The following is a 17,010-nucleotide window of genomic DNA, read 5'->3' as shown; positions in this document are numbered from 1 at the left end:
TTTGGCCGGTCACACCGACAGACAGATATATTTGATTTCTACATACTCATCGATGCCGTACTTGGAGCCTTCACGCCCCAGCCCCGATGATTTCATGCCGCCAAAGGGGGCTACTTCTGTTGAAATAAGCCCGGTATTCACACCTACCATGCCGTATTCCAGTGCCTCGGCTACCTTCCAGATAAGGGAAATATCGCGGCCATAGAAGTAGGCAGCCAGTCCAAACTCAGTATCGTTGGCCTGACGAATCACATCGTCAACATCGCTGAAGCGAAACAGCGGTGCCAGCGGGCCAAAGGTTTCCTCGCGGGCCACCTTCATGCTGGCATCCACGTTGGTCACAATGGCAGGCTCCATAAAGTTGCCACCCAGCGGTTTGCCGCCGGCAACCAGGGTCGCGCCTTTATCCAGCGCGTCCTTTAGATGCCCCTGCACCTTCTCAAGTGCGGCTGAGTTGATAAGCGGGCCTGTGGTCACGCCAGGTTCGGCGCCATTGCCCACCTTGAGCTTGGCCACGGCAGCGGCGAGCTTCTCGGCAAAGGCATCGTACACACCGTCCTGCACATAGAGGCGGTTGGCACAGACACAGGTTTGACCCGCGTTGCGGTATTTGGAAATCATGGCACCTTCAACTGCCGCATCCAAATCCGCATCGTTAAACACGATAAAGGGTGCGTTACCGCCCAGCTCCAGCGAGACTTTTTTCAGCGTCGGCGCGCACTGCTGCATCAGCTTGATACCAACACCGGTGGAACCGGTGAAGGACAACTTACGCACCACAGGGTTTTCGCAAAGCTCGTTGCCAATCGCTACTGCATCACCGGTAACCACGCTGAAAACCCCGGCAGGAATACCAGCTTCCTCGGCAAGCTCAGCCAGTGCCAGTGCGGTGAAAGGTGTCTGCGGCGCAGGTTTTACTATCATGGTGCAGCCTGCGGCCAGCGCGGGCCCGGCCTTGCGGGTAATCATGGCTGCCGGGAAGTTCCACGGCGTAATGGCCGCAGTAACACCCACGCCCTGCTTAATCACCATGATGCGCTTGTCGCCCTGATGGCCGGGTATGGTATCGCCATACAAACGCTTGGCTTCTTCGGCAAACCATTCGATAAAGGACGCGGCATACACCACCTCGCCCCTGGCTTCGGCCAAAGGCTTACCCTGCTCTGTGGTCATCATCAGCGCCAGATCATCGGCGTTTTCCAACATCAGCTCATACCAGCGGCGCAGTTTGGCACCACGTTCCTTGGCGGTAAGCGCACGCCAGGCGGGCAACGCCGCCTCCGCAGCGGCAATGGCCTCGCGGGTTTCATCACGCCCCATCACAGGCACAGAGGCAATGGCCTCATTGGAAGCCGGATTAGCGATAGTGACCGTTTCGCCCGAAAGGGCATCGCGCCACTCGCCGTTTACATAACACTGGTTTTTCAAAAGTGAAGGACGTTTGAGCTGCACAGCTGACTCCTTGTTACTTGTTACTGGGCACTTACGCCGTGAATACTGTTAAATGCCAAGCTTATCGCGCATGGTGTAATACCAGGCACCGATGGCACTGAAGGGGATCCGCATCGCATGGCCGCCGGGGAACGGATAATGAGGCAACTCAGCAAACACATCGAAGCGGGTGGCCTGTCCATTGAGCACTTCAGCAATCAGCTTGCCCGCCAGATGGGTGTAGGTCACACCATGGCCACTGCAACCCTGAGAGTAATAGATGTTCTTGCCGATACGACCCACCTGCGGCAGACGCGAAAGCGTCAACAGGAAGTTACCTGTCCAGGTAAAGTCGATGCGAACATCCTTAAGCTGTGGAAAGGTTTTCAACATCTTGGGCAAGATGATTGATTTTATATTGTCCGGGTCACGGGCGCCGTAAACCACGCCGCCACCGTAAATCAGACGCTTGTCGCCGGAGAGACGGAAATAATCCAGCAGGTAGTTACAGTCTTCCACACAATAGTCCTGTGGCAGCAGGCTTTTTGCCATCTCATCGCTCAGGGGCTCAGTAGTAATCACCTGGGTGCCGCAGGGCATGGACTTGGCCATCAGCTCAGGCATCAGCTTGCCAAGGTAAGCATTACCGGCCACCACCACAAAACGGGCCTTCACCTGACCAAACTCTGTCTTAACGATGGCGGGCTCGCCTTCCACTACATCGAGCACGGCTGAGTCTTCAAAGATTTTACCGCCGAGGCTTTCCACCGCACGGGCCTCGCCCAGCGCCAAATTCAACGGATGAATGTGACCACCGCTCTTATCCAGCATACCGCCGACGTAACGTTCAGTATTCACCACATTACGGATACCGGCTTCATCGAGAATTTCCAGCTGATTGGTATGGCCGTGAGACTCCCACAGTGCTTTTTGCGCTTTGAGGTGTCCCATCTGCTTCTGGTTGAGTGCAGCAAACACGCCGCCGTTTTTCAGATCGCAGTCAATATTGTATTTTTCGATGCGATCGCGAATGATACGACCGCCTTCAAATGCCATTTCACCGAACAGCTTGCCCTTTTCCTTGCCAACGGTTTTTTCAATGACATCAATGTCCCGGCTATAGCTGTTAACAATTTGGCCGCCATTGCGACCCGAGGCGCCCCAACCAATTCGGGCCGCCTCCAAAACCACGACCTTGAAACCACTTTCAAGCAAATGCAATGCCGAGGACAGACCCGTGTAGCCTGCGCCTATAACACACACGTCGGTTTCAAGATGCTCCTCAAGGCGAGGACGAATGCGGGTGTCATTGGCGGAAGCGGCATAGTAGGACTCGGTATGAGGTGTAGCAGACATGATGCTTCCTTCTTTCTTATGTTCATTATTTTAAACAACCAACCCATCCTACACCTTCGACAAGGGAAACTCTAGCCGTATTTGCCGAATATCTTGCATATTTGTTGAATATATTAAACAAACAAAAACGGCCGCTTGCGCGACCGTTTATTGGTAAATCCAAGTACAGTGAAACTCTACTCCATGGCGGCCTTGGCCTTTTTCTCTGCCCGGCGGGCAAAATACCAGGACAGGAAAGCCATCAGGGATACCGCGAGAATGATTAACGTCGCCAGGGCGTTTATTTTGGGTGATACCCCTAAACGCACCGAGGAGAACACCACCATCGGCAGCGTGGTTGCACCTGGGCCGGAAGCAAAGCTGGCAATCACCAGGTCGTCAAGCGACAGGCTGAAAGACAGTAACCAGCCAGCGGTCAGCGCCGGGGCAATCATGGGGACGGTGATCAGGAAGAAGGTCTTGAGCGGCGTCGCGCCCAAATCCATAGCAGCTTCCTCAATCGACATATCCAGTTCCCGCAAGCGGGACGACACTACCACTGCCACGTACGCCGCACAAAAGGTGGAATGCGCGAGCCAAATGGTGAGTCTGCCACGCTCGGTAGGCCATCCGATTAAGTCTGCCATGTGCACAAACAGCAGCAACAGCGACAGACCTGTAATTACCTCAGGCATAACCAGCGGCGCTGTTATCATGTTCGACAGCGACAGTTTGGCCCAGCTGCGGCGAAAACGTGTCATCACGAAGGCCGCCATGGTGCCAAGCACCACCGCCATGGAGGCCGACAGGAAAGCTATCTCGAGGCTGGTCCAGACCGCATCGAGAATTTGCTGATCCTTGAACAGCTCCACGTACCACTTGGGCGAGAATCCACCCCACACGGTCACCAGCTTGGACGCGTTGAAGGAGTAGAAAATCAGGATAAACATGGGGGCATAAAGGAAGATGAGCCCCAACCACAACATCACGGTAGAAAAACCCAGCTTTTTCATGCCTCTTTCTCCAAATCACGGGACTGATAATGATGGAACAGGGTAATGGGGATAATCAAAAGTCCCAGCATCACTATCGCCAGCGCGGATGCCACCGGCCAGTCACGATTGTTGAAGAACTCCTGCCAGAGCACCTTACCTATCATCAGCGAGTCCGGACCACCGAGCAGTTCAGGAATAACGAACTCACCCACCGACGGAATAAACACCAGCATGGAACCGGCAATCACACCGCCCTTGGACAGTGGCAAGGTGATCTGCCAGAAGGTATTAATACTGCGAGACCCCAAATCTGCCGCGGCTTCCAGCAGGCTGATGTCCATCTTCACCAGGTTGGCGTATAGCGGCAACACCATGAAGGGCAGATACGCATAAACCAGACCTATATACACCGCAATGTTGGTGTTCATTATCTTCAAAGGCTCACTGATCACCCCAAGCCACATCAACACATTATTGATAAGGCCGGTATCTGCCAGCAGGCCCATCCAGGCGTACACCCGGATAAGAAACGAGGTCCAGGATGGCAACATAATCAGCAGCAGTAATACTGTCTGCATCTTCGCCGGTGCACGGGCAATGGCGTAAGCCATGGGATACCCCAGCAGCAAACAGCCAAGGGTTGCCACCACCGCCATTTTCAGCGAGCCAAGATAGGCGGTGTAATAGAGCGCATCGTCGAGCAGCAACCAATAGTTACCAAGATTAAGAGCAACATTCAGCAGCTCATCAACATAGGTAAAAGTGGGCTCGTAGGGCGGAATGGCAATCGCCGCAGTGGAGAAACTGATCTTGAGCACAATTGCAAATGGCAGTGCAAAGAACAGGGTCAGCCACAGAAAGGGAAAGCCGAGAGTAAAGTGCCTGCCACGGATGGCAAAGCGAAAACCTTTCTTTCGTTTGCTCATGATCTCAATACCACGCCACTGGTGGCCTCCCAGCTGATGTAGACTTCATCTTCCCAGGTGGGATGATCCGCACGACGCTCTGTGTTGGTCATGGAGCACTGGATAATCTTGTCGTCTTCCAACTTGATATAGTAGACCGACAGGCCGCCAAGATAGGCAATATCATGTACCTTACCCTTGGCCCAATTGTATTGTCCTTCAGGCTGTTTCCGGCTGATATGGGTCTTCTCGGGGCGCACCGCCAGCCACACATGCTTATCTTCAAGACTGGTGGTTACACCATGGCCAATCAGGAACGGCTGCGGCAAGGTGGGCGACTGCAAAATAACGTGGTCTACTTCATCTTCGATGATTTCACAATCAAACAGGTTCACTGTACCGATAAATTCGGCAATCATGCGGCTGTTGGGGCTCTCGTAGATATCCATGGGGCTGCCGACCTGAGCAATCCAGCCGTCGCTCATAATGGCTATACGGCCTGCCATAGTCATGGCTTCTTCCTGGTCGTGGGTTACCATCACGCAGGTCACACCCACACGTTCTAGAATTTCAACCACTTCAAGCTGCATCTGGGTGCGCAGTTTTTTATCCAGCGCGCCCATGGGCTCATCGAGCAGCAGCAACTTGGGACGCTTGGCAAGCGAGCGGGCCAGAGCCACACGCTGACGCTGGCCACCGGAAAGCTGATGCGGCTTACGCTTGGCGTACTGCTCCATATGCACAATCTTGAGCATCTCCTGCACACGCTGAGCGATTTCATCCTTTGGCAGCTTGTCCTGCTTGAGACCAAAGGCAATATTTTGTTCTACCGTCATATGGGGAAACAACGCATAGGACTGGAACATCATGTTAATTGGACGCTCATAGGGCGGCAGATCGGTAATGTCCTGACCGTCGAGAAAGATGCGTCCTTCAGAGGGTCTTTCAAAACCTGCCAGCATTCGCAGCAGGGTAGATTTGCCCGAGCCTGAACCGCCGAGCAATGCAAAAATTTCTCCCTTATTGATGGTCAGCGACACATCATCCACAGCGCGAACATCATCAAACAACTTGCTTACCCGCTCAATTTTGAGCAGCACTTCTTCCTGCGTCTTTGTCGTTGGTTTATTGGTGACGCCCGAGGTCATAGCCATAATACTTCTCCATTCCAAACTGCGCCAGAACGAGCCTCTGGCCTTCTGGAACCCGGTTTACTTGTGCAAGATAGAGTCAAAGGAGGGGCAGCAAGGGCTGCCCCAAATGTTGATTACTGGCCAGATTTAATCTTGGTCCAGATGCGGGTCATGGCACGCTGAGTTTTCATTGGACGCACTTCGCCCAGGTAAAGCTTGGCGAGTGTTTCTTCTGATGGATACACAGCAGGGTTCTTGGCCACTTCTTCGTCCAGCAGAGGGTTAGAACCATCGTTGGCATTGGCATAAGCCACGTAGTTACTGATGGATGCAATCACTTCCGGACGCATCAGATAATTGATGAAAGTATGGGCATTGTCCGGGTTTGCAGCATCGGCCGGAATGGCCATCATGTCGAACCACAGTGGAGCACCTTCTTTTGGAATACGGTAATCCACTTCCTGACCGTTACCGGCTTCTTCGGCACGGGCCTGGGCCTGCAGTACGTCACCGGACCAACCAATGGCAGCACAGATTTCGCCGTTCGCCAGGTCAGAGATGTAGCGTGAAGAGTGGAAATACTTGAGGTATGGACGGATTTTCAGCAGTACTTCACCGGCCTTTTCATAATCAGCTGGGTCGGTACTATTAGGGTTAAGACCCAGATAGTTAAGAGCTGGGGGCAGAATTTCATCTGGCGAATCCAGTACCGCAATACCGCACTTGGCCAACTTCTCGGCATTGGCAGGGTTAAAAATCAGATCCCATGAATCCACTGGTGCATTTTCGCCCAGCACTTCTTTCACCTTAGCGACGTTAAAGCCAATACCGGTAGTACCCCACAGGTAAGGTACCGCGTGGGCGTTATCCGGATCACTCTTTTGCAACTGAGACATCAGGTTATTGTTAAGATGCTTGGAGTTGGTCAACTTGGACTTATCCAGCTTCATAAAGGCACCAGCCTTGATCTGCTTTGCCAGAAAGTGCGCTGATGGCACCACCAGATCGTAACCGCTGCGACCGGAAAGCAACTTTGCTTCCAGCACTTCGTTGGTGTCAAACACGTCGTAGACTACGCGAATACCGGTTTCCTTCTGGAAGTTTTCCAGCGTGTCCTCAGCAATATAATCAGACCAGTTGTACACCCGAACCACTTCTTCGGCCGATACCGCAGCGCTGCCCATAATACCGGCAGTTGCCAATGCCAAAGCGGTCATTTTTTGTAATAACTTCATGCTATCTCCTTTTGCAGGTAGCCGTAATTGAACGCCAATTACTCTGATTGTGTCACCGGCACCGCCGGCTTTAGTGTTATTGTTAGGACCAATGCTACAACCTGAAAAACTGCATCGGCAGTTGCTGCTGCCCAGTACCTCTTTTACCTAAGTGGCAGGCTTTTAATATGCACTCAGTTACCCTGAGCTGCAATCTTCTCAAGCGTCAGTGAAAGTGCCTGACTTGCTTTAAAAATAAGTTCATCAATCTCATCACGACTGATACAAAGTGGTGGGGAAATAATCATGGTGTCCCCCACAGCGCGCATCACCAGCCCGCTTTCGATACAGGCTTCACGGCACAGCATGCCAATCCCAATGTCCCCATCGAACCTGGCCAGGGTGTCTTTATTTGCAACAAGCTCGATAGCGCCCACCATGCCCATACCTCGGACCTCACCCACCAAAGGATGGGCTGTCAGCGTCTGCAGTTTGTCCTGCAAATAAGGGCCTGTATCTTCCCGCACCTTATCTACCAGACGCTCCTCATCCAGAATTCGGATATTTTCAAGTGCTGCAGCCGCCGCAACCGGATGGCCAGAGTAAGTAAATCCATGGGCAAACTCACCACCGTTGTTAACCAACACATCTGCAACTCTGTCAGAGACTATTACGCCTCCCATGGGGACATAACCCGATGTCATGCCTTTGGCAATGGTGATTAAATCAGGTTTTAGATCCAATGTTTGTGCGGCAAACCAGTTACCTGTGCGGCCAAAGCCGCTGATAACTTCATCCAGAATAAACAGAATATCGTACTTTGCCAAAATCCTTTTTATTTCATTCCAGTAGCTCGCAGGGGGAATGACTACACCACCGGCTCCCTGAAATGGTTCGGCGATAAAAGCAGCCACATTATCCTCGCCCAATTCGAGGATCTTTTCTTCCAGAGCCTTGGCTGTTTTAATACCGAATGCTTCAGGGGTCATGTCCCGCCCTTCGCCAAACCAATAAGGCTGATCGATGTGGACAATACCCGGAATAGGCAAATCACCCTGCTGATGCATAAAGCCCATGCCACCAAGGCTGGCACCAGCCACGGTAGAACCATGGTAAGCATTCTTGCGGCTGATAATGGTTTTCTTGGCAGGCTTGCCTTTCAGATCCCAATAACGGCGCACCATACGCAGGTTGGTGTCGTTGGCTTCAGAACCCGAACCGGTAAAAAACACACGGTTCATATGAGCTGGCGCCAATTCAGCTATTCTGGTCGCCAGCTTAACCGCAGGCTCATGGGTGCACTGGAAGAAGTTATTATAAAAAGGGAGGGTTTTAAGCTGAGCATAAGCCGCATCGGCAATGCTTTGGCGGCCATAACCCACGTTAACACACCAAAGACCTGCCATGCCGTCGAGCAGTTTGTTACCGTCCGCATCCCAGATATAGACGCCGTCGGCACGCTCGATTATCCGTGTACCACGCTTTGCCAGCGCCGCCGTATCAGTGAATGGATGCAGATGATGGCTTGCATCCATTTCCTGCAGTGCGCCGATGTGATGTTGCTGTTGTTGCATCTTCGCCCTCCCCCTTAAATGCCGGAGCAAGCCCCGGCAAGTACTTAATTGTTATACTGTTAACAGCAGGAATTCACGCTCCCAGGCACTGACCACACGCCTGAAGTTTTCCAGCTCCGCCTGCTTCACCGCCACAAAGCCAGTGGTGAACGCATCACCCAGATATTTACGGGCAGCGTCACTTTCTCCGAGAGCCACCAGCGCCTCTTCCAATGTCAGTGGCAGACAATTGGTATCAGCAGTACGACTTTCGTTCGCACGACCCAATGCCGGATTGGTTGGCTTAAGCCCTTCCACCATACCGATATAACCGGCCAGCAGGCTGGCTGCGATGGCGAGGTAGCAGTTGGCATCCGCACCGGGAATACGGTTTTCGATTCGACGGTTCTGCGGTGATGACTCAGGGATACGCAGACCGCAGGTACGATTCTCCTCACCCCATTCCAGGTTTACCGGCGCAGAGGTACCGGGCAGGAAGCGACGGAACGAATTCACGCTGGGCGCCATCAGTGGCAAAAATTCAGGAATAAACTGCTGCAGACCGGCGATATACCCCAAAAAGTTAGCGCTCTTGGTACCATCTTCCTTGGTAAAGATGTTTTTGCCGGTCATCTTGTCGACCACACTCTGGTGAATATGCATGGCGCTGCCGGGTTCATTAGTGACCGGCTTGGCCATAAAGGTGGCGCAAACATTGTGCTTGAGTGCGGCTTCGCGCAGTGTCCGCTTGAACACAAACACCTGATCTGCCAGCGACAGCGCATTACCGTGGCTGAAGTTGATTTCCATCTGTGCAGGGCCATCTTCGTGGATCAGGGTGTCGATAAACAGGCCCTGGGCTTCACACCACTCGTACATGTCTTCGAACAATGGGTCGTATTCGTTGGCGGCATCAATAGAAAACGACTGACGACCGGCTTCTGGCAGACCTGAACGTCCCAGAGGTGGATTCAGCGGCAGATCAGGATCCCCATTGCGCGCCACCAGATAAAACTCCATCTCGGGGGCTATGACGGGCTCCCAGCCCTTATCCTCGTACAGTTTTAACACTTTTTTCAGTACGTTACGTGGCGACAGCTCAATGGGATTCCCCATACGATCGTACACGTCGTGGATCACCTGAGCGGTGGCTTCCGCACACCATGGCAACTCGAACACGGCGTTTTCATCGGGTACACACAGAAAGTCTACGTCAGCTTCGTTGAGCAGCTCATAGTAGGTATCATCATCAACATAGTCGCCGGTCACTGTCTGCAGCAGCACGCTCTCAGGTAAGCGCATGCCCTGCTCGGCAATAAACTTGTCAACCGGCGCAATTTTGCCACGGGCGATACCTGTCATATCGCTGATGACACATTCCACTTCGGTAATTTTCTTTTCTTTTAAAAACGCGATTAGCTTTTCCATGTCTTATCTCACTCGGTCTTGAGCCCTGCGTCTGCACGCATCACCGAAGGCGTTAAAAATCGACAGATAAAATGCATTGTCGGCTACCTTCCATTCTGGGTGAAACTGCACACCAAGGGCGAAATTTTTGGCATCTTTCACGGAAAAGGCTTCTATCAAGCCATCCGGAGCGTACGCTTCTGGCCGCAACCCATTACCCAGACGCTCAACGCCTTGAGTGTGGACGGAATTCACTTCCGCCGAGCTGCGGCCCCAGGCTTCAAAAAGCACCCCCCCGGGCTCCAGGGTAACCGTATGAGCCAGCCCATACTGCACCTCCAAGGGTGCCTCTCTGTCCTCCCTGTGCTCCATGTATTTGCCTGTTTCATGGATCTTTTGATACAGGCTGCCACCAAAGGCCACATTCATTTCCTGAAAACCGCGACATATGCCGAGCACCGGCACGCCGGCCTCTATCGCAGCCCGGATCAGTGGCAATGTGGTGGCGTCACGACGGGGATCGTGGTGTGTTCCCGGTTCGCTGGCAGTCCCCGCATAATGATGGGGTTCCACATTCGAGGGCGAGCCGGTAAAGAGAATACCGTCCAGGCGTGCCAGTATGTCCGACATAGGCAGACCTTCACCTATGGAAGGGATGATCAGCGGCCAACCGCCAGTCCCGTTGATCACACCGAGTAGATACTTTTCTCCTACGATATTAAACGTCTGCAAACCCAAAGGGGCATTGCAGGCAGATACACCAATCAGGGGTATCGTGGCGTGGGACATACTTCACCTTACATGTGAGTCAACGTTTAAGATTTGTGATCGCCTTCAAACACGGCGTTCATTTTTTCACACAGTACACCGAAATATTGAACGAGGCAATAGCCTCCGAAGGTGTTAGCCTCACTTTTAAGGCAACATTTAATTAACTATTGAAACAAATAGATTTTTACCATTGCATCAGGATATTTACTGAAAAATTGGTTAATGAAATGTCACAGAGAAGCACAGCAATGATAGTACGAGGGGCTTAATGGAGTAGCGAGGTTATCGACTATATTCGGTTAAAATTATTTACATCGTCTTTTTGAATGCAAACAAAGAAAAAGCGGAAAGGAGTTTTCAGGGGCTGAAATAATTGCGGCCCTTGAAGGGCCGCAACAGGAAAACAATCAGAAGTTTGCCGGGGTGGTAGCACTCACCAACTGGCAGGGTTCTTCGAAGGGGTTCCTGAATCTGTGTGGTAGTTCACTGTTAAAATAATAGCTATCACCGGCTTCAAGAACGAACACGTCATCACCGACAGTCAATTCAAACTTACCCGAAATAACCAGAGCCGCTTCTTCGCCCACGTGCTTTAGCATTTCTTCACCGGTATCTGCTCCGGGGGGATAGGTTTCGCTCATTACTGACATAGCACGATTGGGATAATCACGGCCGATGAGCTTAAACTCCAGCGCTCCCGTCCCTATGTCTAACAATTCATTGGCCCGATAAACAATCTTTTGTTCAGCTGACGCTGACTCGCCGATAGAGAAAAACTCAACCAGAGACATAGGGATCCCTGAAAGCACCTTCTTCAATGAACTGACTGAAGGACTTACACTGTTTTTCTCAATCATGGAAATGGTACTGTTGGTCACGCCTGCACGCTTGGCCAGCTCGCGCTGGGACAGGCCTTTCATCTTACGAACAGCTTTGAGACTGGCTCCGATATCCAAATTTGTCACCCCCAAACAGGTTCAGTTATCTGCACAGCAGATAAAGTGCAAATTATGTTTTCCGAACTTGAGCACAGCCACCCCCACGTTCGAAACTTACAAATTATCAAGTAAATTCATATACCTGAGAAAAAATCCGCTCTCGTTAACTATAAAGAGCAGAACAGATACAGATTGTATTCTAGCGGCAATACATGTTAAATAAAATGAACACTGTGTAATTATCCGCAAAAAGTGTGATGAGTATACAGACACAAGTCCAATTTACAATAAAAACCAGTGTCGGAGCCCTTATGGCAAACAATTCACCCATTCACAGCGACAAGTACCCTGAATCCTTCTATTTTGCGACTGCAAAAGAGATATATCAGTATCCCGTACTGGATAGTTCACTGGAGGTAGACGTCTGCATTGTGGGAGGGGGATTCAGTGGCCTGAATACGGCTATTGAACTGGCACAAAAGGGCTTTAAAGTTGCGCTGCTTGAAGCCAAACGGGTTGGCTGGGGTGCCTCCGGTCGCAACGGCGGCGAGCTTATTCGCGGCATAGGTCACGGGCTGGAACAGTTTAAAAACGACATCGGCCAGGAAGGCATAGACGCCATCACCCAAATGGGCTTTGAGGCGGTAGAAATAGTGCGAGAGCGGGTTGCCAAGCACAACATCGACTGCGACCTGACCATGGGCTACTGTGATTTGGCGGTAAAACCCCGCCATATGAAGGAGTTGGCTGAAGAGCTGGAGCACTTGCAGGCCGTAGGCTATCGCCACGAGCTCAAGCTGTTGGAAAAAGGTAACATTGGCGAGGTGATTGGCTCAGATTGTTATCAGGGCGCGCTGATGGACATGGGCAGCGGCCATTTGCATCCGCTGAACCTGGCCCTCGGAGAAGCCAGAGTGGCGCGCGAGCTGGGTGTGCAGATTTTTGAATACAGCGCCGCCACCAAAATCATCAAGGGCGATAAGCCCAAAGTACTGACCGAGCGCGGCGAAGTCAGCTGCAATCAACTGGTACTGGCCGGCAACGCCTACATTGGCCATAAACTCGAACCTTATGTTGGCGGCAAGGTGCTGCCTGCAGGCAGTTATCTGCTGGCTACTGAGCCGCTCTCACCAGAGGTGTGCAAGCAAATCATTCCCAAAAACATGTCCTTTGCGGACATGCGTATTGCCCTCGACTACTTCCGCCTCTCCAGTGATGGTCGCTTGCTGTTTGGCGGCCTCTGTACCTATTCAGGCAAAGATCCAGCCGACATTGAAGCGGCGCTGCGCCCCAATCTGGAAAAAGTATTCCCCCAGCTCAAAGGTGTACGTATCGATTATCAATGGGGCGGCATGATTGGCATTGGTGCCAACCGCCTGCCCCAATTGGGCACTCTGCCGGATGCACCCAACATCTATTTTGCCCAGGCCTATTCAGGCCACGGCGTCAACGCCACCCATATGGCAGCCCGTTTGCTGGCCGAGGCAATAGCAGGCGACACAGCGCGTTTTGAGATATTTGCCAAGGTGAAACATATGACCTTCCCAGGTGGCCCTGCGCTGCGCTCGCCGCTGCTGGCAGCAGGCATGCTTTATCACCGCTTTATGGACATCTTCTGATTAGCTGCCATATCGCCATATCAATGAGTAATGAAAAAGAAACCCGCCGATTGGCGGGTTTCTTTTTGAAAATCACGTTGGCGTTAAAGCGCTATCCAGGTGGCTTTGACTTCAGTGTATTTTTCAAAGGCATGCAGCGACTTGTCCCGGCCGTTACCGGACTGCTTATAACCACCGAATGGCGCAGTCATATCACCGCCATCATAGTGGTTAATCCACACCATGCCACTGCGAAGCGCCTTGGCTGTTTTGTGGGCCTTGCTGATATCCGAAGTCCAGACACCGGCGGCCAGACCATAGATAGTATCGTTGGCAATGGCAACGGCTTCATCCATGCCATCGAAAGTAATCACCGACATCACCGGGCCGAAGATCTCCTCACGGGCGATTTTCATCTGGTTGGTTACGCCATCGAATACAGTCGGCGCCACATACACGCCACCGGTATCCTCAAGTTTACGCTCGCCGCCACAGAGCAGCTTAGCGCCTTCATCGTGGCCGGCCTTAATATAGCTGAGCACGGTATCGAGCTGCTGCTTGTCTACCACGGCACCGCAGGTAGTGGCAGGGTCCAGCGGATGACCCGGCTGCCAGGCTTCCATTTCTTTAACGATAAGTTTAAGCAGCTCATCCTTCACACCAGATTCCACCAGCAGACGGGAACCGGCGGTGCACACTTCACCCTGGTTAAAGGCAATGGCAGAGGCAGCCGCTTCGGCGGCGGCCTGCAGATCCGGCGCATCGTTAAAAACTATGTTGGGGCTCTTGCCGCCCGCTTCCAGCCACACACGCTTCATATTTGATTGACCTGCATACACCATCAGCTGCTTGGCAATCTTGGTAGAGCCGGTGAACACCAGAGTATCCACATCCATGTGCAGCGCCAGCGCCTGACCCACAGTATGACCAAAGCCCGGCAGCACATTGAGCACCCCTTCAGGGATCCCAGCTTCTTTAGCGATCTGCGCCATACGAATGGCGGTAAGTGGTGACTTTTCAGATGGTTTGAGCACGACGCTGTTACCGGTGGCGAGCGCAGGACCCAGTTTCCAGCACGCCATCAGCATGGGGAAGTTCCAGGGCACAATGGCTGCCACCACACCCACAGGCTCTCGGGTGATCATGCCGATTTCGTTATGGGGCGTGGGTGCCAGCTCATCATAAATTTTGTCGATAGCCTCACCTGACCAGCGAATAGCACGGGCGGCACCAGCTACATCCACCGCTTTAGAGTGGGCAATGGGCTTACCCATATCGAGGGTTTCCAGCAGCGCCAGCTCATCGGCATTGGCCTCCAGCAGGTCGGCAAAACGGATCATCACCTGCTTGCGCTTCACCGGCGACTGCTGCGACCACACGCCCGACTCAAAGGTCGCACGGGCATTGGCAACGGCAAGATCCGCATCGGCCTGCTGGCAACTTGCAACCTGAGTCAACACCCGGCCATCTACCGGACTGATGCACTCAAAGGTTTCCTGACCCACGGCATCACAATACTGGCCGTTAATAAAAGCTTTGCCATTGATCTCAAGACGCTGTGCCAGTGCTTCCCACTCGCTACGGCTCTGGGGTGTACTCATGATGACCTCGTATCCACTTGATTATTATGTTTATAAATATTCTTCGATTGTCAGACGCGGCGTGACGTCTGTATTTCGCCCCAGGCGTTGGCTTTCCACCCCGGCCAGCGACTAAACCACTTATCTATTGTGCTCTATATAAGTGGCGTTGCAGCTGGTTATGGAGAAACTACAGCCAAACGGCAGCAAACATGTGGGGATTCACGCCCCTGTGCCAAGCACACTCTCAAAAGGAAGGCGCAAAAGCCTTTGGTGCCAGATTACGCTCAGCCCTTACTTATTTCAATATTTTTTACAAAAGACGCTTTTTTGGCACAAATAAATGCACAAAGCTATTCCATGTTCATTATTTCTGACATAGCATAGCGAATATTCACCACCACATAACTACCAACATAACAGGATCAAGGTAAATGTATGCCAGACATCAGCGCACCTACAGGACACGACACACCATCCCTTGAGCACTACTGGATGCCGTTCACGGCAAACCGCCAGTTTAAGGCCAGCCCACGACTGCTGGCCGGTGCAGAGGGGATGTTTTATAAAGACGTTGACGGTAAACCCGTACTCGACTCCACTGCAGGGCTGTGGTGCTGCAACGCAGGCCACGGCAGACAGAAGATAAGTGAAGCAGTCAGCCGCCAGATCCGCGAGCTCGACTATGCGCCGTCTTTCCAAATGGGTCACCCGCTAGCGTTTGAGCTGGCGAGCCGACTGGCCGAGATAGCTCCGGCCGGTCTGAACCGCATCTTCTTTACCAACTCTGGCAGTGAGTCTGTCGACACAGCGCTGAAAATGGCCCTGGCCTACCACAGAGCCAATGGCCAACCCACCCGTACCCGATTCATTGGCCGCGAACTCGGCTACCATGGCGTTGGCTTTGGTGGCATTTCTGTTGGTGGTATCGGCAACAACCGACGCACCTTCAGCCAACAATTACTGCAAGGTGTGGATCACCTTCCCCACACGCTGGACATTGCCAAGAACGCTTTCTCACGCGGCTTTCCTGCCCATGGTCTGGAAAAAGCCGAAGTACTTGAGCAGCTGATCACCCTCCATGGCCCAGAAAACATTGCGGCGGTGATTGTTGAGCCCATGTCAGGGTCTGCCGGTGTGATCCTGCCTCCCGCTGGCTACTTGAAGCGCCTGCGCGAGATCACCCAGAAGTACGGAATCCTGTTGATTTTCGACGAAGTTATTACTGGTTTTGGCCGAGTGGGCGATGCCTTTGCTTCCCAACGCTGGGGCGTAACACCGGATCTGATGACCACCGCCAAAGCGCTGAACAATGGCGCTATTCCCATGGGCGCTGTGTTCGTGAGCCAGGATGTGCACGATGCCTGCATGACCGGCCCCGAAGAGCTGATTGAATTCTTCCACGGTTACACCTATTCCGGCCACCCGGTAGCTGCCGCTGCCGCGCTGGCCACCCTGGACATTTATAAAGAAGAGCAACTGTTTGATCGGACCAAAGAGCTGGAAGGCTATTGGGAAGATGCGGTACACAGCCTTAAAGATCTGCCCAATGTGATTGACATCCGCAACATAGGTTTGGTGGCCGGCGTGCAAATGGCACCCAATGCCGAAGGCATTGGCCGTCGTGGCTACAAGGTGTTCGAGCACTGCTTTAAGAACGGCACCCTGGTGCGGGTGACCGGCGACATCATCGCCATGTCACCGCCACTGATTGTCGAAAAGCAGCACATAGACCAGATGATCAATACCCTGGCAGATGCCATCAAGGCCATCGGCTGAAAAACAGAATTAATAGGTAGCCAAAGATAACCATGCAAAGCATTACTCATTTTGTAAACGGCGAGCACACCGCCAAGAGTGCCCGTACCCAATCAGTATTTGAACCTGCCACCGGTGAAGCCCGTGCCGAGGTGTCCCTGGCAAGTGCCCAGGAAGTGAGCGACGCCATCGCCGTTGCCAAGGCTGCATTCGATAGCTGGTCACAAATGACCCCGCTTAACCGCGCCCGCATTCTGTTTAAGTTTAAGGCGCTGGTCGAAGCCAATATGGACGAGCTGGCTGAGCTTATTACCCGCGAGCACGGCAAGGTGCTGGACGATGCCAAGGGCGAGCTTATCCGTGGTCTCGAAGTAGTGGAATTTGCCTGCGGT

General features: G+C 52.7%; 14 protein-coding genes. 3 read left to right on the top strand and 11 right to left on the bottom strand.

From position 1 onward, the window contains the following. Window positions 1–9: 9 nt before the first annotated feature. The 10 genes from gabD to ABYK60_RS07185 form a co-directional block, all read right to left on the bottom strand. On the bottom strand, window positions 10–1,452 hold the full coding sequence (gene gabD, locus ABYK60_RS07230; RefSeq protein WP_372871297.1) for an NADP-dependent succinate-semialdehyde dehydrogenase: 1,443 nt from the start codon (window positions 1,450–1,452) through the stop codon (window positions 10–12). Between the two features lie 48 nt (window positions 1,453–1,500). Continuing rightward, complete coding sequence (locus ABYK60_RS07225) at window positions 1,501–2,787, bottom strand: NAD(P)/FAD-dependent oxidoreductase (protein WP_372871296.1); 1,287 nt, start codon at window positions 2,785–2,787, stop codon at window positions 1,501–1,503. Between the two features lie 176 nt (window positions 2,788–2,963). After that, window positions 2,964–3,779, bottom strand: a complete 816-nt coding sequence (locus ABYK60_RS07220; protein WP_372871294.1) for an ABC transporter permease subunit — start codon at window positions 3,777–3,779, stop codon at window positions 2,964–2,966. Further along, entirely contained in the window at window positions 3,776–4,687 is a 912-nt protein-coding gene (locus tag ABYK60_RS07215; RefSeq protein ID WP_372871293.1) for an ABC transporter permease subunit, read from the bottom strand. Before ABYK60_RS07215 ends, ABYK60_RS07220 begins: the two co-directional genes overlap by 4 nt. Then, window positions 4,684–5,820 carry a polyamine ABC transporter ATP-binding protein gene (gene potA / locus ABYK60_RS07210; protein ID WP_372871292.1) on the bottom strand — a complete coding sequence of 379 codons (1,137 nt, stop codon included), beginning with the start codon at window positions 5,818–5,820 and terminating at the stop codon, window positions 4,684–4,686. The genes ABYK60_RS07215 and potA overlap by 4 nt, the downstream gene beginning before the upstream one ends. 113 nt (window positions 5,821–5,933) lie before the next feature. Beyond that, window positions 5,934–7,034 (bottom strand): polyamine ABC transporter substrate-binding protein, encoded by a 1,101-nt coding sequence (locus tag ABYK60_RS07205; RefSeq protein ID WP_372871291.1) that lies wholly within the window; start codon window positions 7,032–7,034, stop codon window positions 5,934–5,936. Window positions 7,035–7,207: 173 nt separating this feature from the next. Next, on the bottom strand, window positions 7,208–8,587 hold the full coding sequence (locus ABYK60_RS07200; RefSeq protein ID WP_372871289.1) for an aspartate aminotransferase family protein: 1,380 nt from the start codon (window positions 8,585–8,587) through the stop codon (window positions 7,208–7,210). Window positions 8,588–8,638: 51 nt separating this feature from the next. Next, window positions 8,639–9,994, bottom strand: coding sequence for a glutamine synthetase family protein (locus ABYK60_RS07195; protein WP_372871288.1), 1,356 nt, complete (start codon window positions 9,992–9,994; stop codon window positions 8,639–8,641). Between the two features lie 3 nt (window positions 9,995–9,997). Beyond that, entirely contained in the window at window positions 9,998–10,762 is a 765-nt protein-coding gene (locus tag ABYK60_RS07190; protein ID WP_372871287.1) for a gamma-glutamyl-gamma-aminobutyrate hydrolase family protein, read from the bottom strand. Between the two features lie 389 nt (window positions 10,763–11,151). Continuing rightward, complete coding sequence (locus tag ABYK60_RS07185) at window positions 11,152–11,700, bottom strand: cupin domain-containing protein (RefSeq protein ID WP_372871286.1); 549 nt, start codon at window positions 11,698–11,700, stop codon at window positions 11,152–11,154. A gap of 293 nt (window positions 11,701–11,993) precedes the next feature. On the opposite strand from ABYK60_RS07185, the gene ABYK60_RS07180 reads away from it, so the two are divergent. Next, window positions 11,994–13,301, top strand: coding sequence for an NAD(P)/FAD-dependent oxidoreductase (locus ABYK60_RS07180; RefSeq protein WP_372871285.1), 1,308 nt, complete (start codon window positions 11,994–11,996; stop codon window positions 13,299–13,301). Between the two features lie 83 nt (window positions 13,302–13,384). On the opposite strand, the gene ABYK60_RS07175 is transcribed toward ABYK60_RS07180, so the two are convergent. Continuing rightward, window positions 13,385–14,881: an aldehyde dehydrogenase gene (locus ABYK60_RS07175; RefSeq protein ID WP_372871284.1), complete on the bottom strand. Its 1,497-nt coding sequence runs from the start codon at window positions 14,879–14,881 to the stop codon at window positions 13,385–13,387. Window positions 14,882–15,298: 417 nt separating this feature from the next. Here ABYK60_RS07175 and ABYK60_RS07170 point away from each other — a divergent pair, with 417 nt between their 5' ends. Both ABYK60_RS07170 and ABYK60_RS07165 read left to right on the top strand, forming a co-directional pair. Next, a complete protein-coding gene (locus tag ABYK60_RS07170; RefSeq protein ID WP_372871283.1) occupies window positions 15,299–16,639 on the top strand; it encodes an aspartate aminotransferase family protein in 1,341 nt (446 codons plus the stop codon). 32 nt (window positions 16,640–16,671) lie between these two features. Further along, window positions 16,672–17,010 (top strand): aldehyde dehydrogenase family protein (locus ABYK60_RS07165; RefSeq protein WP_372871282.1); only part of this gene is annotated, 339 nt, incomplete at its 3' end.

It is taken from the genome of Shewanella sp. (assembly GCF_041630135.1).
Taxonomy (GTDB): Bacteria; Pseudomonadota; Gammaproteobacteria; order Enterobacterales; family Shewanellaceae; genus Shewanella.
Note: the sequence above shows the minus strand (reverse complement) of the source record. Positions and strands in the feature narration are given on the sequence as shown.